The organism is Mesorhizobium helmanticense (genome assembly GCF_003034915.1).
In the GTDB taxonomy this organism is placed as follows: Bacteria; Pseudomonadota; Alphaproteobacteria; order Rhizobiales; family Rhizobiaceae; genus Mesorhizobium; species Mesorhizobium helmanticense.
Genome location: NZ_PZJX01000053.1, coordinates 116,805 through 141,224 on the forward strand (window position 1 = coordinate 116,805; position 24,420 = coordinate 141,224).

At 63.9% G+C, this 24,420-nt stretch carries 22 protein-coding genes, 1 tRNA gene and 1 pseudogene; 12 read left to right on the top strand and 12 right to left on the bottom strand.

What is annotated here, in order from left to right; translation table 11 throughout:
- Window positions 1-16 precede the first annotated feature (16 nt).
- From C9427_RS28855 to C9427_RS28875, 5 genes are all read left to right on the top strand, one after another.
- On the top strand, window positions 17-802 hold the full coding sequence (locus tag C9427_RS28855) for an ABC transporter ATP-binding protein (RefSeq protein ID WP_107652421.1): 786 nt from the start codon (window positions 17-19) through the stop codon (window positions 800-802).
- Complete coding sequence (locus C9427_RS28860; RefSeq protein WP_425351688.1) at window positions 795-3,053, top strand: ABC transporter permease; 2,259 nt, start codon at window positions 795-797, stop codon at window positions 3,051-3,053. Before C9427_RS28855 ends, C9427_RS28860 begins: the two co-directional genes overlap by 8 nt.
- A gap of 89 nt (window positions 3,054-3,142) precedes the next feature.
- Window positions 3,143-5,332, top strand: coding sequence for a flotillin family protein (locus C9427_RS28865; RefSeq protein WP_107652422.1), 2,190 nt, complete (start codon window positions 3,143-3,145; stop codon window positions 5,330-5,332).
- Between the two features lie 48 nt (window positions 5,333-5,380).
- Complete coding sequence (locus C9427_RS28870; RefSeq protein WP_107652423.1) at window positions 5,381-5,818, top strand: SRPBCC family protein; 438 nt, start codon at window positions 5,381-5,383, stop codon at window positions 5,816-5,818.
- A gap of 9 nt (window positions 5,819-5,827) precedes the next feature.
- A complete protein-coding gene (locus C9427_RS28875; RefSeq protein ID WP_107652424.1) occupies window positions 5,828-7,348 on the top strand; it encodes an SRPBCC family protein in 1,521 nt (506 codons plus the stop codon).
- A gap of 336 nt (window positions 7,349-7,684) precedes the next feature.
- Here C9427_RS28875 and C9427_RS28880 read toward each other — a convergent pair.
- A tRNA-Ile gene (locus C9427_RS28880) sits at window positions 7,685-7,760 on the bottom strand.
- A gap of 224 nt (window positions 7,761-7,984) precedes the next feature.
- Here C9427_RS28880 and C9427_RS28885 point away from each other — a divergent pair.
- Window positions 7,985-8,695 carry an SIMPL domain-containing protein gene (locus tag C9427_RS28885; protein ID WP_107652425.1) on the top strand — a complete coding sequence of 237 codons (711 nt, stop codon included), beginning with the start codon at window positions 7,985-7,987 and terminating at the stop codon, window positions 8,693-8,695.
- Between the two features lie 237 nt (window positions 8,696-8,932).
- Here C9427_RS28885 and C9427_RS28890 read toward each other — a convergent pair whose 3' ends face one another.
- Window positions 8,933-9,286: a hypothetical protein gene (locus tag C9427_RS28890; RefSeq protein WP_107652426.1), complete on the bottom strand. Its 354-nt coding sequence runs from the start codon at window positions 9,284-9,286 to the stop codon at window positions 8,933-8,935.
- Window positions 9,287-9,675: 389 nt separating this feature from the next.
- The gene (locus C9427_RS28895; RefSeq protein ID WP_107652458.1) at window positions 9,676-10,122 is read right to left on the bottom strand and encodes a YcgN family cysteine cluster protein; all 447 of its coding nucleotides are present in this window, start codon (window positions 10,120-10,122) and stop codon (window positions 9,676-9,678) included.
- A 198-nt stretch (window positions 10,123-10,320) separates the two neighbouring features.
- On the opposite strand from C9427_RS28895, the gene C9427_RS28900 reads away from it, so the two are divergent.
- Both C9427_RS28900 and C9427_RS28905 read left to right on the top strand, forming a co-directional pair.
- The gene (locus tag C9427_RS28900) at window positions 10,321-12,540 is read left to right on the top strand and encodes an OmpA family protein (protein ID WP_107652427.1); all 2,220 of its coding nucleotides are present in this window, start codon (window positions 10,321-10,323) and stop codon (window positions 12,538-12,540) included.
- A 270-nt stretch (window positions 12,541-12,810) separates the two neighbouring features.
- Window positions 12,811-13,326 (top strand): TIGR00645 family protein, encoded by a 516-nt coding sequence (locus C9427_RS28905; RefSeq protein ID WP_107652428.1) that lies wholly within the window; start codon window positions 12,811-12,813, stop codon window positions 13,324-13,326.
- Between the two features lie 18 nt (window positions 13,327-13,344).
- Here C9427_RS28905 and C9427_RS28910 read toward each other — a convergent pair whose 3' ends face one another.
- From C9427_RS28910 to C9427_RS28920, 3 genes are all read right to left on the bottom strand, one after another.
- Window positions 13,345-14,211: an SDR family oxidoreductase gene (locus C9427_RS28910; protein WP_107652429.1), complete on the bottom strand. Its 867-nt coding sequence runs from the start codon at window positions 14,209-14,211 to the stop codon at window positions 13,345-13,347.
- 123 nt (window positions 14,212-14,334) lie between these two features.
- Window positions 14,335-15,003, bottom strand: coding sequence for a response regulator transcription factor (locus tag C9427_RS34495; RefSeq protein WP_208636434.1), 669 nt, complete (start codon window positions 15,001-15,003; stop codon window positions 14,335-14,337).
- A gap of 7 nt (window positions 15,004-15,010) precedes the next feature.
- A complete protein-coding gene (locus C9427_RS28920; protein ID WP_107652430.1) occupies window positions 15,011-15,883 on the bottom strand; it encodes a S1C family serine protease in 873 nt (290 codons plus the stop codon).
- Between the two features lie 168 nt (window positions 15,884-16,051).
- On the opposite strand from C9427_RS28920, the gene C9427_RS28925 reads away from it, so the two are divergent.
- Window positions 16,052-16,999 carry a S1C family serine protease gene (locus C9427_RS28925; RefSeq protein WP_107652431.1) on the top strand — a complete coding sequence of 316 codons (948 nt, stop codon included), beginning with the start codon at window positions 16,052-16,054 and terminating at the stop codon, window positions 16,997-16,999.
- On the opposite strand, the gene C9427_RS28930 is transcribed toward C9427_RS28925, so the two are convergent.
- Window positions 16,971-17,912: an arginase family protein gene (locus tag C9427_RS28930; protein ID WP_208636435.1), complete on the bottom strand. Its 942-nt coding sequence runs from the start codon at window positions 17,910-17,912 to the stop codon at window positions 16,971-16,973. The genes C9427_RS28925 and C9427_RS28930 overlap by 29 nt on opposite strands.
- Before the next feature lie 116 nt (window positions 17,913-18,028).
- Entirely contained in the window at window positions 18,029-18,448 is a 420-nt protein-coding gene (locus C9427_RS28935) for a VOC family protein (protein ID WP_107652432.1), read from the bottom strand.
- Window positions 18,449-18,514: 66 nt separating this feature from the next.
- On the opposite strand from C9427_RS28935, the gene C9427_RS28940 reads away from it, so the two are divergent.
- Window positions 18,515-19,135 carry a TetR/AcrR family transcriptional regulator gene (locus C9427_RS28940; RefSeq protein ID WP_107652433.1) on the top strand — a complete coding sequence of 207 codons (621 nt, stop codon included), beginning with the start codon at window positions 18,515-18,517 and terminating at the stop codon, window positions 19,133-19,135.
- Here C9427_RS28940 and C9427_RS28945 read toward each other — a convergent pair.
- Window positions 19,074-20,024 carry a LysR family transcriptional regulator gene (locus C9427_RS28945; RefSeq protein WP_107652461.1) on the bottom strand — a complete coding sequence of 317 codons (951 nt, stop codon included), beginning with the start codon at window positions 20,022-20,024 and terminating at the stop codon, window positions 19,074-19,076. The two genes, C9427_RS28940 and C9427_RS28945, sit on opposite strands and share 62 nt — an antisense overlap.
- A gap of 111 nt (window positions 20,025-20,135) precedes the next feature.
- Between C9427_RS28945 and C9427_RS28950 the strand changes: the two genes are divergently transcribed.
- Entirely contained in the window at window positions 20,136-20,774 is a 639-nt protein-coding gene (locus C9427_RS28950; protein ID WP_107652434.1) for an FMN-dependent NADH-azoreductase, read from the top strand.
- Between the two features lie 66 nt (window positions 20,775-20,840).
- Here the strand turns inward: C9427_RS28950 and C9427_RS28955 are convergent, their stop codons facing one another.
- The 3 genes from C9427_RS28955 to C9427_RS28965 form a co-directional block, all read right to left on the bottom strand.
- Window positions 20,841-22,022 (bottom strand): ROK family transcriptional regulator, encoded by a 1,182-nt coding sequence (locus C9427_RS28955; RefSeq protein ID WP_107652435.1) that lies wholly within the window; start codon window positions 22,020-22,022, stop codon window positions 20,841-20,843.
- A gap of 118 nt (window positions 22,023-22,140) precedes the next feature.
- The gene (locus C9427_RS28960) at window positions 22,141-23,169 is read right to left on the bottom strand and encodes an SIS domain-containing protein (RefSeq protein WP_107652436.1); all 1,029 of its coding nucleotides are present in this window, start codon (window positions 23,167-23,169) and stop codon (window positions 22,141-22,143) included.
- Between the two features lies 1 nt (window position 23,170).
- Window positions 23,171-24,091, bottom strand: a complete 921-nt coding sequence (locus tag C9427_RS28965) for a BadF/BadG/BcrA/BcrD ATPase family protein (RefSeq protein ID WP_245437207.1) — start codon at window positions 24,089-24,091, stop codon at window positions 23,171-23,173.
- Between the two features lie 147 nt (window positions 24,092-24,238).
- Here C9427_RS28965 and C9427_RS28970 point away from each other — a divergent pair.
- Window positions 24,239-24,420: pseudogene (locus C9427_RS28970) on the top strand (extracellular solute-binding protein); the annotation flags it as partial.

A 24,420-nucleotide genomic window follows, 5' to 3' on the forward strand; every position in this document is an offset into this window, starting at 1 on the left:
TCGAGTGTAGCCGCCAGTGACCGAAAGCTTCGCAGCAAACCGTCTCCAGGGCTCCGGCGCCTATGCGCTGGAACTTGATGGCGTGGCACGGCATTTCGGGGCACTGGTGGCGCTCTCGGGCATCAATATGAGGATCGCGGCCGGTGAACGCCGCGCGGTCCTCGGCTCCAATGGCGCCGGCAAGACAACGCTGTTCAACGCAGTGACCGGCGATTTCCTGCCAACGGCAGGACGCATCCGCTTCTTCGGCGAGGACATCACCGACCTGCCGCCGCATGAACGCATCCGGCGCGGGCTGCGGCGCACCTATCAGATTTCGCAATTGTTCAAGGGTCTGTCGGTCCTCGATTCCATCTTTCTCGCTTGCCGCGGCGTCTCGCGCCGCCGGTTTTCGCTGCTGCGTCCGGCCACATCGGACGTCAACATGGTGCAGGCGGAATCGATCCTCAACGCCGTGCATCTCGAAGCGTATCGCGACACGCTAGTGGCGACGCTGAGCCACGGCCAGCAACGCCAACTGGAAATCGCACTCGCATTGGCTGGAGCGCCGCGCTTCATCCTGTTCGACGAGCCGGCGGCCGGGCTTTCGCCGACCGAACGCCGCGACCTTGTCGCCATCCTCAACGCATTGCCGAAGCACATCGGCTACATCATCATCGAGCACGATCTCGATGTCGCGCTGCGCGTCTCGGAATATGTCTCGATGATGCACAATGGCCGCCTGTTCAAGGAAGGCACTCCGCAAGAGATCGAGGCCGATCCCGAGGTCCAGGAAATCTATCTCGGGGGTAAGCATGGCTGAGCGCCCAACTTCTTCCCGCGAAAGTTCTGGTTCGTCCCGCGCAAGTTCTGGCAAAATTGCCAAGGCAATCCTGCGGATAGAGGACTTGCAGGTCTTCTACGGCGAAAGCCATGCGCTGCAGGGCGTTTCGCTGACGCTGGAAAGCGGCGTGCTGTCGGTGGTCGGCCGCAACGGCATGGGCAAGTCGACGCTTTGCAACACCATCGTTGGCCTCAAGCGGGCGAAGTCTGGTTCCATTCGCGTCGATGGCCGCGAGATATCGGCGCTCGAACCGCACGAGATCCATCGCCTCGGCGTTGGCTACGTGCCGCAGGGCCGCCGCGTCTGGCCGAGCCTGACGGTCGACGAGCATCTGCGGCTTGCCGCCGGCAACAGGCGCGATGCCAGCTGGACCGTCGAGCGTGTCTATCAGACCTTTCCGCGCCTCGCCGAGCGCCGCGGCAATGGCGGCTCGCAGCTGTCGGGTGGCGAACAGCAGATGCTTGCGATCTCGCGCGCGCTGCTCAGCGACCCGAAGCTGCTGGTCATGGACGAACCGACCGAAGGCCTGGCGCCGATCATCGTCGAGCAGGTCGAGCAGATGCTGATCGATCTCGCCGCCGAAGGCGAGATGGCGGTGCTTGTCATCGAGCAGAACATCGGCGTGGCGACCGCGGTGTCGAACCAGGTCGCCATCATGGTCAACGGCCGCATCAACCGGCTGATGGATGCAAGGGCGCTCGCCGCCGACCGCGAGTTGCAGCAGCGGCTGCTTGGCGTCGGCCGCCATGCCGAGGAAGCGCCGGTCACGCCGGCGGACGCGGCGCAGGCCAGGGAACAACTGGCGGAAGTCTATCGCGTTGATCGCACTGGCGCCGGCTCGGCCGAGCCAATGCGGCAGAACGGCATCTATCGCCCGGTCACCGACTTGCCCAACCGCTGGAACGTGCCGGTCACCGAATTGCGGCAGGCGGCAGTCGACAAGACAGCACCTCAGGACGACCTGAAGAAAGTCTTCGCCATCCCCTTTGCCGAGCGCATCGGCAGGACAGTTTTGGTCGTCGGCACCTTCGACACCAAGGGCAAGGAACTGCGCTTCGTCACTGATCGGCTAAAGTCGCTGGGCATCCCGGTGCGCACTGTTGATCTCTCGACATCGGGCAGACCGACGAGCGCCGACGTGCCCGCCATGCAGGTGGCCGGCATGCACGCGCGCGGTTCGTCCTCGGTCTTCACCAATGATCGCGGCGGCTCGGTCAGCGCGATGGCGGAGGCCTTCGCGCGCTGGATCGAACGCGAGCCGCGCATTGGCGGCGTCATCTCGGCCGGCGGCTCCGGCGGCACGACGCTGGCGACTGCAGGCATGCGCGTGCTGCCGGTTGGCATCCCCAAGCTGATGGTGTCGACGGTGGCGGCCGGCGATGTCGCCAAATATGTCGGCGGCGCCGACATCATGATGTTCCATTCGGTCGCCGATGTGCAGGGGCTGAACTCGATCACGGAACAGGTGCTGTCCAACGCCGCGCACGCCATGGCCGGCATGGTCGCGCAACTACCCAATGCCGAGGCGTGGGAAGCAAAACGCAAACTGGCGCGGCCAGCTGTCGGCATCACCATGTTCGGCGTCACCACGCCAGCCGTGCAAGCGGTGACCAAACGGCTTGAGGCCGACTATGATTGCCTCGTCTTCCACGCCACCGGTATCGGCGGGCGCGCTATGGAGACCCTCGGCGATTCCCGGCTGCTGTCGGCCTTCCTTGACCTCACCACCACGGAAGTGGCCGACATGATCGTTGGCGGCGTGTTCCCGGCGACGGAGGATCGCTTCGGTGCGGCGATCCGCACCGGACTGCCCTATGTCGGCTCGACCGGCGCGCTCGACATGGTCAATTTCGGCCCGCGCGACAGCGTGCCGGAGAAATTCCGCAGCCGCAAATTCGTCATCCACAATCCGAACGTCACGCTGATGCGCACCACGCGCGACGAGAACCGTGCCTTTGGCGAATGGATCGGCGCGCGGCTCAACGCCATGAACGGCCCGGTGCGGTTCCTGCTGCCGGAAGGTGGCGTCTCGATGCTCGACGCACCCGATCAGCCCTTTCATGACCCGGAAGCCGACAACGTCTTGTTCGAAGCGATCGAGAAGACCGTTCGCCGCACACCCCTGCGCCATGTCGAGCGGGTGCGGGGGAACATCAACGATACGCCTTTCGTTGACGCTGTGATCTCTGCATTCCACGCGATCACGCCGAAACTGCAGAGGCGGGCATGAAGAATTGGACTTCGCCACCGTGCGGGTGGATGTTTGAAAACACTGCCGGTCGCCCCGTGCCGACCGTATTGTCTTGGGGAGGATAGATCATGGACGCGCAAACCTTTGGCGCTTTCCTGTTGTGGCTGATCATTGCCGCGGTCGTCGTGGTGATCGCCGTCTACATCTTGCGCTGGCTCTATCGCCGCTCGACCAAGGAGACGGCGTTCGTCCGCACCGGCTTCATGGGCGAGAAGGTGGTGGTGAATGGCGGCGCCTTCGTCATTCCGGTGCTGCACGAGATCACCCCGGTCAACATGAACGTGCTGCGCATCGAGGTGCGCCGCGAGGATGGTTTTGCGTTGATCACCAAAAACCGTATGCGCGTCGATCTGATCGCCGAGTTCTTCGTCCGCGTCGGCGCCAGCCGTGAGTTGGTCGCCGCCGCCGCGCAGACGCTTGGCCGTCGCACGCTGCAGCCCGACAGCCTGCGCGAATTGCTGGAAGGCAAGTTTGCCGGCGCCCTGCGGACCGTCGCCGCACAGATGACGCTGGAAGAGATGCATGAACTGCGCGGCGACTATGCCGCCAAGGTGCGCAGGCTCGCCGAGGAATCGCTCGCCGCCAACGGTCTTGAGCTGGAGAGCGTCGCCATCGTCGATCTCGACCAGACAAGCCTCGAATATTTCGACCCGTCCAACGCGTTCGATGCCGAAGGCCTGACGCAACTGACGGAATCGATCGAGACCCGTCGCCGGATGCGCAACGAGATTGAACAGCGCACGCTGGTCGACATCCGCAACCAGAATCTCGACACCCAGCGAAAGGTGCTGGAGATCGACCGCGACAGCGAATATGCCCGCTTGGAGCAGGAGCGCGAGGTCGAAATCCGCCGTGCCGCCCAACGCTCCGAGCTCGCCATCGATCGCGCGCTGCGCGACCAGGAATCGGAACAGGCGCAGCTTTCGTCGCGCGAAGCCGTCGAGAAGTCGCGCCTCAACCAGGAGCGCAACATCACCGAGGAGCGCATCAAGAGCGAGGAGGACACGCAGCGCCGAGAGATCGCTCGCCGCCGGTCGCTCGACGAGACCGAGATGAAGATGCGCGAGCTGACCGAGCGCGAGCAGATCGCGCTTGAACTGTCGCTGGAAAGGGCCCGCATCGAGCGCGAGGGCACGCAGAGCCAGCTCGAGATCGAGCGCAGGAAACTGCTCGAGGTCGCCGAACTGGAGCGCCAGATCGCCTTGGCCGAAAAGGCGCTGGAAGTGACCAAGGCCGAGGCGGAGAAGCGCCGCGCCGAGATCGTCGAGAACCAGGCGACCGAGACGGCGCGGATTGCCCAGGATCGCGCCATCGACGAGGTCAGGATTGCAAGGGAGCGTCATCTCGAAGCACTGCAGATCGCCAAACGTCAGGCCTTCGAGGAAGCCGAGATTTCGGCTGGCGAAGAGGTCGAACGCGCCCGCATCACCACCGAACGCGGCATCGAGGAAGCGCGCTTGATCAAGGATCGCGATATCAGGCAGCTTGGCGTCGATCGCGACCAGAAGATCGAAATTGCCGAGATCCAGAAGGCGATCGATATCGCCAAGAAGACGCAGGAACGGTCTTCGGCGATCGCGGCTTCCGAAGCCGTGCGTGCCAAGGCCGTCCAGGCCGAGGAGCAGGCCTTCACCGCCCGCGAGCGCGAGATCGCCGAACGCCGCAAGCTGACCGACCTGATCGGCGCGCAGCGCGAGGCCGAGCGTGACGCCTTGCGCATCGTTTCAGCCGCCGATGCCGAGATGAAGGCGGCGAAGAGCCTCGCGGAAGCACAGAAGATCGCCGCGGTCGCCTCGGCGGAATCGGAGAAGATCCACGCCCTTGCCGCGGCCCAGCGCTACGAGGTCGACGCAGCCGGCCATCGCCAACTCAACGAGGCCGAGAACATTCTTTCCGAGGGCGCGCGGGCCGGTCGCTTGCGCGGCAAATTGCTCGATCACATGGAAGGCATCATCCGCGAAAGCGTCAAGCCGATGGAGAAGATCGAGGGCATCAAGATCCTGCATGTCGACGGCATCAATGGTGGCAATGGCGGCAACCGCAATGTCACTGACGAAGTCATTGACTCGGCGCTGCGCTACCGGGTGCAGGCGCCGATGATCGACAATCTGATGAAGGAGATCGGCATTGAGGGCGGCTCGCTCGGTCGCATGACCGACGTGCTGCGCGACGCCAAGGATATAGCCAGCCTGACCCGTGACAAGAAGAGCAAGGGCAAGACGGGTAAGGAAGTTGATGATGACGATCGCGACCGCTGAGGCAATCGTGTTCCGTCGCGTTTCTCGCCCGATCCTCGGCTTCCAAGCATGACCAAGGTCTATGTATCCTCGGTCATTCCCGCACCAGCGGCGGAAGTCTGGAAGCTCGTCCGCAACTTCAATGGCTTGCCGGGCTGGGCGCCGTTCGTTGCCGAAAGCCGCATCGAGCAGAATGCGCAAGCCGACCAGATCGGTTGTATCAGAAGTTTCACGCTGAAGGACGGCGGACGAATCCGCGAAAGGCTGTTGGCGCTTTCCGACTACGACCTGTCCTGCAGCTACGCGATCCTGGAAAGCCCGATGGCGGTGGAGAACTATGTCGCAACCCTGTCGCTGACGCCGATCACCGACGGCAATCTGACGCTCGCCGAATGGCAAGCGGAGTTCGACTGCGCGCCCGACCGCGAGGCGACGCTGATGCAGCAGATCGGCACCGGCGTGTTCCAGACTGCCCTCACCGCACTGAAAAACCGGTTCGGGCGTTGACAACGGCCAATGGTCAGGGTTTTCCAGAGCACGATCATCGATGCGCCGATCGACCAGGTCTGGGCGATCCTGCGCGATTTCAACGGCCATGACCGCTGGCACCCTGCGATTGCCTTCAGCGAGATCGAGGGCGACGATCCGATCGATGCCGTCGGCTCGGTGCGCCATTTCCGACTGGCCGACGGCGGCGAGTTGCGTGAACAATTGCTGGCGTTGTCCGACAAGGACCGGCGGCTCAGCTATTGCCTGCTCGAAGCGCCCGTTCCCTTGATGGGCTATGTCGCCTCGGTGCGGCTGAAACCGGTGACCGACGGTAACGCGACCTTCTGGGAATGGCGCTCGGAGTTCAATCCGCCGGCGCATCGGCGCGACGAACTGGTCAAGCTGGTCACTGAAGGCATCTATCAGGCCGGCTTCGCGGCCGTGCGCACTCTTCTACGAGGCCGAAGCGTGGGCTCGCCGATCGATGCGAGACCTTCCCAGGCGGTTGCCGCTCCTGCGCCATCGGTAAGCGTGCCGCGCGTCCTGCCAACGGTCACTCCAGGTCAGGCCGCAACGACCAGGGCGATCGTTGTCGAGCGCTATGGCGGACCGGAAGAGCTGCAGCTCAGGGAAATTGGACTGCCACAGCCGACACCGAACGAAGTGCAGATCCGCCATACGGTGATCGGCGTCAATTTCATCGACGTCTATTGCCGCACCGGCTATTTCGACCTTCTGCAGCCGCCTGGCGTGCCGGGTATGGAGGCCGCCGGCGTCATCGAGGCGGTTGGGTCGGCGGTGTCGGGCTTCTCTGTCGGCGACCGTGTCGCCTATGCGTGTCCGCCGGTCGGCGCCTATTGCGAGCGGCGCAATATGGTGCCTGATCTTTTGGTCCAGCTCTCTGATGATATCTCCGATGACATTGCCGCCGCCGGACTGCTCAAAGGCATCGCCGCGAGTTTTCTGCTGCACGACGTCCATGTTGTCCGTCCGGGCGAGATCGTCCTCATCCATGCCGCCGCCGGCGGCGTCGGCCAATTGCTGGTGCAATGGGCCCGCTATCTCGGAGCAACGGTCATTGCGACGGTGTCGAGCGACGACAAGGCGCGGATCGTCGAACGTCTCGGTGCTCATCACGTCATCGTCTATTCGCGAGAGAATTTCGCCGAGGCCGTCATGCGATTGACTGGCGGCGCCGGCGCGGATGTCGCCTATGACGCTGTCGGCAACGATACCTTCGGTGGGTCGCTGGCGGCGCTCGGGATACGAGGCCATCTCGTCAGTTTCGGCCAGGCTTCCGGCCCGGTCGGCAACTGGGACATCGGTCGGTTCTCTTCGAAGTCCGTCACGATTTCCCGGCCGAACTACGCCCATTATACGGACACGCCGCAGAAGCTTGCTCCGCAATTGAACCGGTTCTTTGCCGCGCTGCGACAGGGGGTTATCAAGGTCGAGCCTCCGAGGCACTACGATCTGGCAGCGGCGTCGGAGGCCCATCGCGATCTGGAGTCTCGACAAACGACCGGCGCGCTGGTGCTAACAGTGTGAGACGAGTTGCCACAATCGGAGCGCCCAGCCGCGTCGACAAATCTTGCGGTTGCTGTCGTCACTATCCATTTCGAGACCTCTGAGAATGGCCGCTGTCGGCGTATCCCCGACCTGCCGCTTGCGCTGGCAAGGTCCGCTTCTGGAGAACGATGGCCGGCAATGCTGAAGGGTTTCGGGTGGTGCCGTCAGTCGTACGAGACGAAGCCCCTAAATCGGGACATTTTGGGCCTTGGAGCGGCCGTCTCCGCCAAGCGTTGCCGCGAAGTACCGCTAACCTACGGAACTATCGACACTATTCTGAGACGGTCGAAAAGTCGCCAAAACTGGCGGACTGGATGGTGGGCCCGGAGGGACTCGAACCCCCAACCAAGCGGTTATGAGCCGCCGGCTCTAACCATTGAGCTACAGGCCCCACACGCGGCTGGATTAATGTTTTTCCCCGAGCCGCACAAGGCCTTCCAGGTGGGGTAGCCGAGATTGCCCAAATCAGCCCATATTCGCGCATTAGAGCGGCGTGCGTCCAATTGGACGAGTAAGTACGCTCTAGCGCTTTGAATCTACGCATCGGGCTTTCCGGATTTTCGGGCCGATGCGGTAATCGACGAAAGCGACTGGATCGCAGACCGAGGAGTTTTCATGACCAGACATCTTTTGCCCCTGGCGCTCGCCGCCGCGATCGCTTTTCCGGCGGTGGCCGGCGCTGCCGACACGCAACCCCCGCCCCGCATCGTTGTCTCAGGCGAGGGCCAGGCGACGGTGGCCCCCGACCTGGCGTTGCTCACGCTCAGCGTCATGCGCGAAGCCAAAACCGCGCGCGCCGCGCTCGACGCCAACAATGACGCCATGGCCGCCGTGATCGCGGCGATGAAATCGTCCGGCATCAAGGACCGCGACCTGCAGACCGCGGGCATTCAGATCAACCCGCGCTACAACTACACCAACAAGCCGGATGGCAGCCAGGAGGCCGAACTCATCGCCTACCAGGTCACCAACACGCTGTCGGTGCGCGTGCGCGACGTCGACAAGACAGGCGAGATTCTGGACAAGGCGGTTTCGCTCGGCGTCAATCAGGGTGGCGGCATCACCTTCACCAATGACAACCCGGCAGCCACGGTTACCGAGGCCCGCAAGAAGGCAGTTGCCGACGCCATGGCCAAGGCCAGGACGCTGGCCGAGGCTGCCGGCGTGAGCATCGGCCGGGTTCTTGAAATCACCGACCAGAACGTCCCGCCGCCGCCGATGCCAATCAACGCCAAGGCCTTCGACGTGCAAGGGGGATCGGTTCCGGTGCAGGCCGGTGAGAATTCCTACACCGTGCAGGTCACTGTCACATTCGAGCTGAAGTGATCAGCGCTGAACGGCCTGATTGCGATTGTCGTCATGTAAAAAGAACCCGGAGGACAGGTCCTCCGGGTTCTTTTTTGAGCCGCACCCTTCCGTCCTGGCGGAAAGGGGCTCCACTCCAGACACGACCTTCGAAGAAGGTCGTGTCTCCCGACTGATCTTCGCAGAAGATCATGTCCTCGAGCCGATCTTCGCAGAAGTTCCCCGGCCGCTGCCGGCCGGGCAAACCTGCCTGAACGCCTAGCGACGGAGAATCGGGCAGCCACGCTCGTTGGCGAACACGACCACCACGCGGTCGCCATACTGGCGGCCCGCAACCTTGACCGTGCGGCGGTTGATGTCGATGAGGCGAGCACGGCGCAAGCCCATGCGCTCCGCCTTGTTGACGGCGCGCTCCGGCGAGCAGGACCGGCGCCAGTCGCGATCGCGGCGGTGCTCGCGGCGGTAGCCGTCGTCCCCGGAATAAACGCCAACGCGGGGGTCGTTGTCGTTGCCGAAACCGAGATAGATGCTGTCCGCATGGGCGGGGATCGCGGCAAGCGTGCCGAGGCCGATAAGGGCCGAGAGGGTCGCCGTCTTGATCGTGTTGAACATTGTCTTCTCTCCTTGTTGAGGGCTTCCGCCCGTCTTGATCGAACCAATAAGTCTTGATCGAACCGATAAGTCTTGCTCGAACCAATGAGCGAAGAATGCGCTTGCGTATCTGAACTTTTTACGAACCAGCCGTTCATTCCCGGTTCATGTGGCAATAAGAGGGGCGACAACAACAAATTACCGGCAGTTTCGCAGCCTGTCGCCGTTCTGAACAATCTGGATGGAAACGCCTCGTCGCGCAGTCGGTTCCGGATGGCCGAAAGGCTTGCCCATACTGCAAAAGCATGCCACGGGCTTGACCCGAGCGTACGCAGCGGTCTGCATGGACGACATGCATAAAAGCAAGATTTTGAAGCGCATCGCATGAATCCGTTCAAATGCAACCCGCTTTAGGGCTCGTCGTCCAGCATATGTTCGAAATAGTCATCGGGCTCGGCGAGCTCGGTCTCGCTGGCGCTAACCCGGCCACGGATCGAGATGCCGGCCTCATGCACCGTCTCGGCATTTCCCGACACCAGCCTGTGCCACCAGTAGAGATCTTGCCCCTCGGCGACCAGCCGGTAGGCGCAGGTTTTCGGCAGCCAGGTGATGGTGCGCACATTCCGCGGCGTCAGCCCGACACAGTCCGGGACGCGCGCCAGCCGGTTGGCATAGTCCGAGCAACGGCAGGTGTCGGCGTTGAACAGCCGGCAGCCGACACTCGTCCAATAGATCTCGCCGGTGTCCTCGTCTTCCAGTTTCGACAGGCAGCACTTGCCACAGCCGTCGCAAAGCGATTCCCACTCGGCCGGACTCATCGCCTCGAGCGTCTTGGTTTTCCAGAACGGCTTTTCCATCGTTGGGATGTGGCCCCCGCCGGCCGCAAGGTCAAGCGTGGCAACGACCTGAAATGCGACCTTGCACCATACGAAAAACACGAAGTCGCCTTCAAAATGCCGGTCAACCGCCCTTCACCATCGTTAATGCCCGCAAACCGGAACCAATCCGGTTGACGACAGTTTGGGCCGGGATGGGACGCCACAAGGAGATTTCAGATGAAACGCCAACCACGGGTACTGGCAGGCACGGCACTTGGCCTGTTGATGGCATCCGCGCCGTTGGGCGCGTTCCCGCTGCAAGGCAGCGCCACGTTCGGCCCCTTGCAGCAGACCGCAGCACCGATCATCCTTGCGCAGTCGAATTGCGCCGAAGGCGAAGCCTGCGCACAGCAGGGAGAGCCGGAGCAGAAGCCTCGCAAGAAGCGCGATCAGCAACAGCAAACCGAATCGGCACCTGCTGAGCGGGCCGCTCCCGCAAACGACGAGCAGCAGCCGCGCAAAAAGAGGCGCGATCAGCAGCAGCAAACCGAATCGGCGCCTGCCGAACAAGCCGCCCCGGCAATCGACGAGCAGCAACCGCGCAGGAAGAAGCGCGACCGGCAGCAGCAGATCGAGGCGGCCCCTGCCGAACAGGCCGCCCCCGCATTCGACGAGCAACAGCCACGCAAGAAGAAGCGCGACCAGCAGCAGCAAACCGAATCGGCCCCCGCCGAGCAGGCCGCCCCCGCAATCGACGAGCAGCAGCCACGCAAGAAGAAGCGTGACCGGCAGCAACAAACCGAATCGGCCCCCGCCGAGCAGGCCGCCCCCGCAATCGACGAGCAGCAGCCACGCAAGAAGAAGCGTGACCGGCAGCAGCAAACCGAAACGGCCCCCGCCGAACAGCCTGCACCGGCAAACGACAACGAGCAGGCCACTCCGCGTAAGAAGAAGCAGGACCAGCAGATCGAGGCAGCACCCGCTGAACAGGCGCCGGCCAAGAAGGAAGCACCCGCGGGCGAGCCGGTTCCTCAGGCCGAACCGCTTCAGCCCGAGCAGCAGGCGGCGCCCACCCAGGGCGAACAGCCCCAGGACAGGAAAAAACGAGGCAAGAAGCCTGTCGGCGAACAGCCGGTGACAGGCGAGCAGCCGGCCACTGGAGAACAGCCGTCGACGGCTGAACAACCCGCCAATGGCCAGCAGCCAGTGACCGGCGAACAACCGGCCCAGGGTGAAGCTCCGGCCCAGGGCGAGGCCCAGACCGATCCGAACGCCGCCCCCATTCTGGACAGCCAGAAGGATGTCCAGCGCAAGCGCAGGGGCGGCAAGGATCGTGGCGGCCAAGCTGAGGGCGGCCAGAACGCAGGTGGCCAGAATGAGAACATGCAAGAGGGTGGCCAGCCCGTCCAGCAAAACGGCGATCAGGCGCAAGCCCCGAAGCCGGCTCCGGTCGACCAGGGACCGCCGCCCACTGACGACAGGTCGGCCCAGCAGGAGATCAAGCCCGAGAAGATCGTTCCGGTTACGGAGGAAAAGGGCAAGCGCGTCGAGCGTGCGCCCGACGACGAGGATGTTCGTCGTCGTCCGCGCCCGCGAGGCGTCAACGTCCTCAGGGAAGTCGGTGACCGCGTCATCCTCCAGCTTAACAACCAGACGATCGTCGAGAGCAACGATGGCCCGCGCATGCATCGCGGCGCCAGGAATGTCTATTACGAGGATCTGTCGGGTGATCGCAGGCGCGAAATCGTCGAGCGCGACAATGGTGTCCAGATCGTCACCATCCGCAACCGCTATGGTGACGTCATCCAGCGTTCACGCATCGCCCCCGACGGACGCGAATATGTGCTGAGCTATGTTGACGAGCGGAACTATGACGATGATGGCGACTGGCGCGATCCCGGTGACGACCTGCCGCCGATGCGGCTCACCATTCCGCGCGAGGAGTACATTCTGGACTCCGAGGAGGTGGAGGATCCGGACGACTATTACACCTTCCTCGAACAACCACCCGTCGAGAGGGTCCAGCGCCTCTACTCGATCGACGAGGTCAAGCGCTCGGCCCGCGTGCGCGACATTGCCCGCCGCGTCGACCTCGACACGCTGAACTTCGAATTCGGTTCGGCTTCGATCTCGGACACGGAAGTGCAGAAGCTGGAGGGTGTCGCCAGTGCCATGGAGAAGCTGCTGGCCAAGAACCCGGCGGAAACCTTCCTGATCGAAGGCCATACCGATGCCGTCGGCAGGCCGGAAGCCAACCTTGCTTTGTCTGACCAGCGCGCCGAAGCGGTTGCTGAAGCCTTGAGCAACGCTTTCGGCATTCCGCCGGAGAACCTGACGACGCAGGGCTATGGCGAAGAATATCTCAAGGTCAACACATCGGGACCCAACCGCGAGAACCGTCGTGTCGCCATCCGCCGCATCACCTCGCTGGTGGCGCCGGTCGCCAGCGCCAACTGACCATCATCTCGATCCATCCCGATCTTGCAGGGATGGATCGACCACCAAGATGTGACCTCGCGATTTGAAAGAGATCATTGAATCGCGTGGTCGCCCACCCCAAATTCCAGACAGGGCTTCCCTGCCCTGTCCCGACTCCAGCGGGACACATGAGCCCCGCCGGCCCTCTCCGGCGGGGTTTTTCTTTTGAGCGGCAGATCTTGCAAACAGCGCCAGCCTGGCCGAAATACAACCCAAACAAGATCAAAAGAGCTTAGCCGGAAGCATTTCATGAAACGTCTTGAACTCGCCATCGAATCGATCATTCTCGCCTCGCGCTGGCTGCTCGTCGTCTTCTATATCGGGCTGGGCCTGGCGCTCGCCATCTACGCGGTGTCCTTCGGCAAGAAGCTGTTCGAATTCGCTTCGACGGCGCTCATGCTCGGCGACACCGACACCATCCTGAAGATGCTTGGCCTGATCGATGCCGCACTCGTCGCCTCCCTGGTGGTGATGGTCATCATCTCCGGCTACGAGAACTTTGTCAGCCGCTTCGATGAGAATGACGGCAAGGTCCACTGGCTGGGCACGATCGATGTCGGCTCGCTGAAGGTCAAGGTCGCCTCGACCATCGTCGCAATCTCGTCCATCCACCTTTTGCAGGTGTTCCTGAACTCGGTCTCCTACACGACCGCCCAGTTGATGTGGCTGACCATCATCCACCTGGCTTTCGTTCTCTCGGCGTTCATGCTCGCCTATATCGACCGGCTGATGGGGCTGGGCAAGGACAAGAAGGCCGAGGAGTGAGAGAGGCAGCGTCCAGTGTCAGTAAATACTCTTGATGTTGGTATCCGTCCGCGCAAACACCTCGTCCGGCACGAAGAAGTCGCCGGCGAGCGGACCAGTCGCGTCGGGCGCATAGATTGAAAAATCGCTGACGCCCTCGGCGCGCAGCACCTCCTCGTCGATGTAGAAATTGCCGGTCGCCTCTCGCGATGGCCGCAGGAAGATCGCATGCGCGGCGTCAGCCATGATGTCGGGCGAACGGCTCATCGCCGCCACCGTCGCGCCACCGAGAAGATTGCGCACCGCCGCCGTGTCGATGGTCGAGATCGGCCACAGCGAATTGACCGCGATACCGTCCCTGGCGAATTCCGCGCTCATGCCCAGCGTGCACATCGACATGCCGAACTTGGCCATCGTATAGGCGACGTGGTTCTTGAACCACTTGGCCTTCATGTCGAGCGGCGGCGCCAGATTCAAAATGTGAGCATTCTTGGCCAACTTCAGGTGCGGTATGCACATTTTGGAGACCAGGAAGGTGCCGCGCGTGTTGATCTGATGCATCAGATCGTAGCGCTTCATGTCGGTTTCCAGCGTGCCGGTGAGTTGGATGGCGCTGGCATTGTTGACGCAGATGTCGATGCCGCCGAACGTCTCGACCGTCCTGGCGACCGCCTCGGCAACCTGCCCTTCCTCGCGTATGTCGCACAGCACCGGCAGCGCCTTGCCGCCGGCCTGCTCGATCTCTTGCGCTGCCGTATAGATCGTGCCCGGCAGCTTCGGATGCGGCTCGGCGGTCTTGGCGGCGATCGTCACATTGGCGCCGTCGCGCGCGGCGCGCAGCGCGATCGCCAAGCCGATGCCACGTGACCCGCCGGAGATGAACAGCGTCTTTCCCTTGAGCGACATTTTTCCTCCGCCTCCCTATGTAGCATCACAGGCGTGAAGCTTTGCGCGGCAGGCAAGCGCTGCGCAAGGCCCCAACACTCCCGAGGCGGGTTACGCAGCGTAGGCTTGGAAGAGAAAAGGCGCTCAGACGAGCACCAGGCCCTGCCGCATGGCGATAGCGATCGCATCGGTGCGATTGGCGGCGCCGAGCTTGATCAGGATCGCCGCGACATGGAATTTTGCCGTGTGTACGGAAATGTTCAGCCGGCGCGCGATCACCTTGTTGGGCGCGCCCTCGGCCAGCAGTGCCAGCACTTCGCTCTCGCGCGGCGATAGCGCCGGCCTGGCGTTTCCATCGTCGACCGGCTCCTCGTCCAGCGGATCGCCTTCGTGGAAGGCGAAATCATCATCATGCCGGCCAGGTACGCGTCGGGTCCCGCCCGAAATCCTGTAACCGGCCGCGGCAAGCCGGACAGCCGCGGCGATCAACAGATCGTCGGCCGCCGTCGGCAGAACGGCGAAAAGATTGTCGGCGCGCGGCTCGTGGTCGGTCCGCCGGGAGAGCAACACCCGAGGTATGCCGGGGCCGATGGTCCGGCCTTGCAGGCCCTCCTCGTCGACGACAGCGACATCCGCTCGCTCGCCGCCACCGCTCCTGCCGGCCGTGACCGGCAGCAGATCCCCGCTCGCGGCGAGCGCCGAGGACAGGTGCTCGGCATGCGCCGCATCGCCAAGCGCGATCAGCACGGTCAGCCTCCGCTCCGTGACCACGCCATCCGCGGTCCTGTCCTCTATAATCGCCTCAACAGCCATGGACGCCTCAGCTCAGCGGCTTCTCGCCGATCGTTAGCGCGACGTCGCGCTGCTCGCCGCCGCGCACCACGCCGAGCGTTACCGGAGCACCGGCGCTGTCCGGCCCAAGTCTGCGGATCAGGTCGCGCGGACCGTGCACGGTCTCGCCGTTCCACGCCACGATGATGTCGCCGAGAGAAAGGCCAGCCGCTTTTGCCGGACCGTTGTCGTCCAGGCTCATCACCATCGCGCCATAGGCGTCGCGATCGCGGACCGGATGCAGGCCGGCGCCGAGATAGCCGCGCGCCACGTGGCCCTTCTCGCGCAGCGTCGCCACCGCCCGCTCGATCGTCTCGTAGGGCATGACCAGCGCCCGCCGGCGCGGCCCAAACAGCAGCATGCCGATCAGTTCGCCCTTGGCATCGAGCACCGGGCCGCCCTCGAACCGGCCGCTGGTATTGACGGCCAGATTGATGCGCCGGTCGATCGTGCCGCCGCGCATCGACCGCCAGGCCGGACCGACCTCGCCGATCGTGCCGAACACGGCAAGTGCGGCACCTTCGCTGTTGCCGATGGCGATGGCGAGACTGCCGGGCCGCACCGCATCCGCCCTCGCAAGCGCAGGCGCCGTGGCAGCACCGGCAGGCTTCAGCAGAGCCACGCCCGTCGACGGATCGCGGCCAACCAGCTCGGCCTTCACCGTCTCGCCCGAGGCCAAAGTCAACTCGATCTCCTCGCCAGCCTCGACTGCTTCCTCGGCTGTGACGAAATAGCCATCACGCCAGTGGAAGGCGGTCGCCGTGCGATGGTGATGGGTGGCAAAGCTCGCCGCTGCCGGCGCTGCCGTTGCCGCGATGTCGGCAATGGCGTCGGAAAACGCGCTCAGGTTGAAATCGCTCATTACTGTCTCCTGGGTTCTTTCATGCCCCAGATATCGCTCGGTTGCATGGTCGCGGATACTCGCCTGACGGCTAGTTGCCGGTTTGACTGGCCATGTGGTCAGGTCGCGGCCGCACGGACCGCTCCGCACATATAGTCACGATAAAGCCTGAAAACACGGAGCCCACCCATGGCCCTCACTGCCGCCAACTTCCAACCCGACGACGACCTCCTCGATGCCTATTCGACGACGGTCGCCGATGCTGTCGACCGCATCGGTCCGGCCGTCTGCCGCATCGAGCGCATAGGCGGCGCCGGCGGCCATGGCTCCGGCTTCGTCATTGCCCAGGACGGGTTGGTCGTCACCAACTTCCACGTCGTTGGCGATGCACGCGCGGTGCGCGTCTCGATGCCGGACGGCGCCTCGCGGGAAGGCCGTGTGCTCGGCCGCGATCCCGACACTGACATCGCGCTGGTGCGGGCCGACGGCAACTTTGCCGATGTCGCGCCGCTTGGCGATTCCAAGCGTCTGCGGCGCGGTCAGATTGCGATCGCCATCGGCAATCCGCTCGGCTTCGAATGGACCGTCACGTCGGGCGTCGTCTCGGCGCTTGGCCGCTCGATGCGCGCCTCCACCGGCCGGCTGATCGATGACGTCATCCAGACCGACGCAGCGCTCAACCCGGGCAACTCAGGCGGACCGCTGGTGTCCTCGGCGGGCGAGGTCATCGGCGTCAACACAGCCATGATCCATGGTGCGCAAGGCATCGCTTTCGCGGTTGCCTCCAACACCGCCAATTTCGTCATTTCGGAGATCATCCGCTTCGGCCGCGTCCGCCGCGCCTTCATCGGCGTTTCGGCCGACACCACCAATCTGCCCCGTCGTGCCGCACTTCTGTCGCAAGTGTCCAGCAGCACGGCGGTGCGGCTGCGCAGCGTCGAGAAGAACAGCCCGGCGGCCAAGGCCGGCTTGAAGGAGGGCGACATCATCGCCGCCATCGACGGCCGGCCGGTGAGCGGCGTCGACGACCTTGTGCGCATGCTCGACGCCGAGCGCATCGGCCGCGAAACCCTGTGCACGGTGGTGCGCCGCTCCGGCATTGCTCAAGTCACGGTGATGCCGGTGGCGCGAAGCTAACGTCCCTCCGTGCAAAGACCCGGCCAAGCAGCGAAACGAGCAACGCTGCCAGTTCGCCGGTCGGATCGAGGTCCGGATCGAAGATCGTGATGTCCATTCCGGCGCAGCGCGGATCCGCCACCAGCGCCGCGAGGATGACGATGAGATCGTCGGGGTCGATGCCGGGGCTGCCCGGCGAATCCACCGCCGGCATCACCGTCTGATCGAGCGTATCGACGTCGAAATGCACCCAATACGGCCAGCCGGTTCGCGCCAGCGTGGCCCGGGTCGTTTCCAGCACCTTTGCCGCGCCAAGCTCGCGCGCGGCAAAGACGTCGATCAGTGTCATCGCGGTCGAATTGATGTCCGGCCAGGCGAAGTCGGGGTCACGGTTCTCGCGTTCGCCGATCTGGATCACCTGTTTGTCCGCAACAAGCGGCCCGACAATGCCCGGCCAGTCGGTCAACAACGGTTCGCCGCGTCCGGTGGCAAGCGCAAGGTCCATGCCGGCGGCCGAGCCAAGTGAGGCGTTGATGTCGTAATTGCCGGGATGGCGGAAATCGCTGTGGCCGTCGGCATGGACCAGCGCCAACGGACCGGAACGCCGCGCCGCGGCCAGCGCGCCGAGCAGGATCGCGCAATCGCCGCCGACGACCAACGGGAATTCGCCTCGCCCCAAGGCGCTGGCAACGATCTCCGCAAGTTCCAGATTGAAGCTGCGTATCGCGTTGCCGTTGCGCAGCCGGGTGCCCGGCTGTGGCTTGGTGCTGTAGGTGGGCCGATCAAGATCGACCACCTTGGCAGGCGAAAGCATCTCGATCAGGCCGGCTTCGGTCAGCGCCTGTGGTGCGCGCCACGTCCCCGGTACATGACCCGGCCGCAGCGGACGAAGGCCAAGGTTGGAGGGTGCGCGGACAAGGCAGATTTCACGCATGGAACGGGTCCGAGGTTGCCAATCTCACCATAGACCGCGAATGCCCGCCTGGCCACGCGACCGGAGCGGTCGCCTCCCCTCCTGCCGACAGTTCCTGCCAACGCCATTATTCAGGATCACGCTGCCCCTTCGACAAACTGCGCCAGGAACTCCGCGCTCGGCGGGATCGGCTTGATCACGTCGATCAGCACGCCGTTGGGGTCTTTGGTGATGAAATGGCGTTGGCCGAAGGGTTCGTCGCGCAAGGATCGCAGGATCGGCAGGCCGGCGGCAAGGATCCGTTCGTAGACCGCGTCCGGATCCTTGACCTCGAAGTTGATCAGCAGGCCCGACGTGCGGCCACGCCCCTCTTCCGGGATCGTCTCGTGGTCGCCATGGACGATACCGAGATTGACACGACGGTCCTCGGCCGATTGCAGATGCACATACCAGTCGCTCGCAAACAGCGGCTTGAAGCTGAAGTGCTTGACATAGAAAGCTTTTGTGCCGGCCACGTCGCCCGTCATCAGCACCGGGTAATAGCTCGTCGTCTTCATCTTTCCTTCTCCCGCTAGATAACATACAGTCTGCATGTAAATGCTACTAACATACAGGCTGTATGTATGCAACAGAAATCCGTACGTCGCTCCAACCGCGATCGCACCGAAGCGACGCGTGCCGACCTCATCGCGGCGGCGCGCAAACTGTTCACCGAAAAATCCTATGCCGAAACCGGCACGCCGGAGATCGTCGCCGCGGCCGGCGTCACGCGCGGCGCGCTCTACCACCATTTTGCCGACAAGCAGGCGCTGTTTGCCGCCGTGGTCGAGCAGGAGGCGGCGGCAGTGGCTGAAGAGATCGAGCGCGCCTCACCGCCCTCGCTGTTTGCCCGCGACGCGCTGATTGCCGGCTCCGATGCCTATCTTGCCGCGATGCGCGCGCGCGGCCGCACACGGCTGTTGCTGCTTGACGGACCGGCCGTGCTCGGCCGCGCCGCCATGGACGAGATCGACAACCGCCACGGCAACCGCACCTTGCGCGAAGGCCTCGTGGCGGCGATGCGAGCGCAGGCCATGGTGAAATTGCCGGTGGACGCACTGACCGCGCTGCTCGCCGCCGCCTTCGACCGCGCTGCCTTGGCCGTCGAGGCCGGCGCTTCAGCCGACGACTATCGCACCGTTCTCATGGCGCTGATTGATGGGCTGTCTCCTCATCAGGCACCTCGCCCGGCTCGAACTCGTTGAAACAGCCAAGCTGGCGCTTGAACTGGTCGATCAGCCAGGCAGCGGCGGGCTTCGGGCTGCGGTCAGCCCGGTGCATGGCATAAAGCGGCGAGCGCACCTCGCTGTAAGGTTCCAGATCCAGCTCCACCAACCGACCGCTGGCAAGATCGTCGGCGATCAGCCATCGCGGCAAGCCGCCCCAACCCAGGCCTTCGCGCATCAGCGTATGCTTGGTCCGCACATCCGTCAGCCGCCAGGTGCGGTAGGCGAAGACGCCATAGTCGCGCCCCTTGGTGCGCTCGGACTGGTCGGAGACGACGAGCTGGATGTGTTCGCGCACCTCCTCGAGCGGCACTGGTTTGGGAAGCAGCGCCAGCGGATGGCTGGGCGCCGCCGCCGGCACCATCGACATGAAGCCGATACGCACAAGATGCGCGTCGACCTCGCCCAGCAGGCCGCCAATGCCGAGATCGGCCTGTCCATTGACGACATGATCGGAGATCAGGCCAAGTGTGCCGATATGCAGGCGCAACGTTACGGTTGGAAACTGCGCCTCGAACGCCTTCAACACCCGAACCAGAACCGGTGACGGCAGCGTTGCGTCGACCGACATGGCGACTTCAGCCTCAAGGCCCTGCTTGTAGCTGTCGACGCGAGAGCGGATGCGCTGCAACACGCCAACCATGCGGCGCGCATCTTCCAGCGTTGCGCGGCCGACATCGGTCAATTGCGGCTCGCGCGTGCCCTCGCGCTCGAAGAGTTTTAACCCAAGCTGCGCTTCCAGATTGGCGATGGCATAGCTGATGACGGATTGCGCGCGGTTGAGCTTGCGGCCAGCGGCCGAGAAACTGCCGGTGTCGGCGACGGTAACAAGGATCTGAAGCTGGTCGAGCGTCGGGTTGGGTTGCATGACCATATCTACTTTATGGATTGATAGTATAGAAAATATACCAGTTTTTCGAATAGGTCGATGGCCCCATATCCAGCGGGACAAATTATTTCACCCCCTGGAGAGCCCAACATGTCCATCCTTCTCGTCACATCGAGCCCGCGCGGCGCTGCCTCGCACTCGACCCGCATTGCGACTGAATTCGCGGAAAAGCTTGTCGCCGCCGACCCATCGAACACGCTTGTCGTACGCGACCTCGTCGCCAACCCGCTGCCGCATATCGGTGCCGACTATTCGACCGGCATCTATACGCCGGCCGAATCCCGTACCCAGCGCCAGGCCGAAGTCGTCGGTGTCTCCGACGCCGTGCTGGACGAGCTGTTTGCGGCCGACACCATCATTCTCGCCACCGGCTTCATCAATTTCGGCATCTCGTCGACGCTGAAATCCTGGGTCGATCACGTCGCCCGTTCCGGCAAGACCTTCTCCTACGGCGAGAGTGGCCCGAAAGGCCTCGTCACCGGCAAGAAGGTCTATATCGTCCTTGCCTCGGGCGGCATCTACTCGGAAGGCGCGGCCGTGCAGTTGGACCACGCGATTCCCTATCTGCGCAGCGTGCTCGGCTTCATCGGCATGACCGACGTCGACGTCATCCGCATCGAAGGCGTCGGCATGGGGCCTGACGCAGTCGAAGCCGCCCTGGCCAAGGCGACAGCAAAGGTCGATGCGGTGGTCACGGCCACAAGCGAGCGTGTCGCTGCGGCGGCATAGAGCATCAGCCATCGGTCATCGAATCCAAAAGGCAGGCGCCCGGCGCCTGCCTTTTAGCCCGCCCGCCTACAACGGCGGCAACACCACAGCCGGATGGCGATCCTCGCGCAGGAGCAGTCCGAGGCTGTAATCGAGCGCGAGTTTCATCGCGCCAAGTGCTGTTCCGCTATCCTCCAGTGAACTGACCGCGATCCGTGTCGGCCAGGCAAGGTCGCCGGCGATGCGCTCAACCTCGGCGGTCATCAGCGCATTCCGGCCGACACCACCGCCAAGCACGATCAGGCCCGGATCGAGCACGCCTATGCACCCGGCCGCCAACCGGCCGATATCGGCGGCGTGGCGCGCCACCATGTCAATGGCCGGTGGCGAGCCGGCCATGGCTCGCTCGAACAGCTCCTTGGCCGAACCGGGCGGCTCGCCGTGATCGGCCGGCCAGCCTTGCCGGCAACGGGCAACAAGCGCCTTGGAGCCGAGATAATGCTCCAGCCCTTCGCGAGTGGGCGTCTCGCTGGGCGACCAGGGAAACGGCATGCGGCCGACTTCTCCGGCGGCACCGCCAGCCCCGCGGAACAGCCGGCCTTCGCTCATGAATCCGAGACCGACCCGCACGCCGACCTGCAGAAAGGCAAATGTCTGATGACCTTGAGCGGCGCCGAAATGCATTTCGCCGATGGCCGCGCAATTGACATTGTTTTCCAGGATGATCGGCACCTGGAAATAGCGGCGAAGGCTTCGAAGAACGGCGTCCGGACCGTTCATTTGGTCGGCCCCAAGGCGGCTGGCGGACACGATGCGCGGCACCGCGACCGCGATGCTGCGCAGAAGGCGAAAGCTCTTGCCGACCTTTGCCAGGATCGATCGCGTCACCGACAGGATGACGGCGCCGACATCGTCCGGCTGCGTCGTTCCCGAATCAGGGATCGGCTCTTCCAGCGCGGCTAGCGGTTGGGCATCCATCGAATAGGCGACGGCGCGCACCTGTGCAGCGCCGACATCGATACCGATCACGCATCCGGCGCCTGGTCCGACGCCATAGATCGTGGCGGTGCGCCCGATGGCGCCGCGCTCGACCCCGCGCGAGGCGACCAGCCCAAGCGCGCTGAGTTCGGAAACGGCCGCCGACATGGTGGGCTTCGACAGGTCAAGCATGGCGCCGAGCTTGGGCCGCGTTACCGGTCCGTGCGAAGCGAGCAAGCGCAAGACGGCGCGGGCGCTCTCAGTCAGGCCGGGAATTTCCGGTGCAGCCATGTGCGGTGTTCAACCCAACCTGAAATGCCGTTGCGAGCCGAAAAGCCCCGTCACGAATCAAACCATGAGCGCCCATTGTGAGGCGGTTTGGCAATTTCCGCGAACGCGGCCGAGAATTCTAGAGCTCCGTCGGCGACCACGGCTTCAGCTTGGTGTCGGTCTGCCGGTAGCGGAAGGTTATGTCGGTCAGGCCGGCCGCATCCTGCATTTCGCCAACGATCCTCTGAACGGCGATGATCGCCAGGATGCCGCTCGCCATGTCGTTGCCCAGCGCCGGAATGGAGATCACGGCGAGCTTGTCGGTCGACGCAATGTCCTTCCGCTGCGTTATCAACACCGACGGACAGCCAAACGCAGCAACATCCTGGGCTATCTGGACTTCGCGGCCCTCGCCGAAGACGACAAGGCCGGTGCTCGCATCCTGCGATTCCATCGGCCCGTGCAAATAGTTCAGCGTGTCCCAGCCGGAGGCGGGAACGCGAGCGGCCTCGCGGATCAGCATCGCCGCCTCGCCGGCATTCGCAAAACCGATGCCAGCACCCACTATATCGATCGAGGTTCGACCTTGCAGCAGGCACGCGGCCTGTCCAGCGGAACCACCAGCATCGGTCAGCACGGCGACCACCGCCGGTGGCAGAAGCGCCCAATCGAAGGCCGGCCTGCTGCCGGCAATCCGGTCGATCAGCATGCCGAGCGCCAGCAATGTCCCGGTGTAGCCGGTCGAACTGGCGCCGTTGTCGGCGCCTGACGCCATCGCAATCACCGCGCCGGTGATGGCGGCCAGAGGATTGTCAGCGCCGCGGCAAATGGCGAGGCGGGGAAAAGCGGCGGCCTCCTGCATGACATCGGCGATCTCGCGACTTTGCCCGGAAGCCGATAGCGCAATGAAGGCATCAGCGGCTGCGCCCGTCCTGCCGTAGAGATCGGTCGGCGTATAGGCGAACGCCTTTGTGCCGAATGCGCGCAGATAGGCCGCACCGGCGAGAGCGGCCTGATAGCTGGCGCCGATGCCGGCAAGCCCTATTGTCTTGCCGGCATAAGCAGAAAGATCCAAGACATCGAGGGCAGTGGCCACCGCCTGTATTCCTGTTTCCAGGCTCTCAACCTGGCGCGCCACCGCTGCCTTGTAGCCGATACGCTTCATCATTCTATGCTCCAATTCGGGAAGACGGGTATTGATCGGCGAACAGGCGCTTGGCGAGCGCGATGGCGCCGATCACCGGGGGCTCGCGCAGCAGCACGACCCGGCTTGCGGGCGCCACCCTCGCCATCGCCTCCACGAACGCCTTCATCAGCATGGGCTGCTCAGCGATCACACCGCCGCCGGCCACGACCAGCGCCGAATTCGCGCCGCGCTCGATCAGCAGTTCGACGAGCGCGGCGAGCGCCGCACCACCCTCGGCGATGACGCGGGTCGCCAGTGGCGACCCGGCGGCCGCGGCATCGAAAACGGCATTGGCGTAACGGCCCCATACCGCAGCGCCGCGTGTCTCGTTGAGCAGAATGCCAAGCTTCGTCTGATCGTCCGTGGCGAGTTCGCGCATCAGCGCGGCAATCAGCGGGTCGCCATGCAAGCCGCGGTCGAGCGCGCCGCGTATCGCCCTGGCTGCCTCGCGCACCAGCGCTGCCGCACTGCCCTCGTCGCCGAGGATCCATCCCCAGCCTCCGGCGGCCAGCATCTTGCCCTCTTGCGTCCGTGCCACCGCGATCGATCCGGTACCGGCGACAACACCGATGCCGTCGACATAACCGGCGGCGGGAACCATCAGCTCCGCATCGTTCACCACTTGCACCCTTCCGCCCGTCCTGGCCGAAAGCAGCGTCTGGAAGTGCTGGCATTGTTCATCCGTGTCGCAGCCATGGGCGCCGACTGCCAGAGCGGCAGGCGCGACACCCTCACAAAGGTCGGCAATGATCGAGGCCAGCCTCTCGGCGTCCGCTTCCATTTGCCGGATGCGCCAGGTCTCGGTCACCAGCACCTCGTCGACGATCGTCCGGCCGTCGCGGCACGCCATCACCCGCGTCTTGGTGCCGCCGATATCCACGCCTGCGATGATTTTCTGGGTCACCAATATCCACCGCCGAGCCGAACGAAACAGGCGCTTCGCTCACAAATCACTTTAGTTAGGAAACTTTACAAACTATCTTTCCAGACGGCAAGAACTATGATTTGATAATCGACGTGAAGCGCATTCGGCGCACAGGGAGATTGGGAAATGAGCAGGAGAAGGATTGGTCTGACGTTTCTGGCCGCGTCTTTCGCGTGGGGTCTCGCAGCCAGCGCCGCGCGCGCCACCGACATTTCATTCTGGACATGGCGCCAGGAGGACAAGGCGGCCTACAACGAGCTCTTTACCGACTTCACCAAGCTCAATCCGGACATCCATGTGAAGTTCGA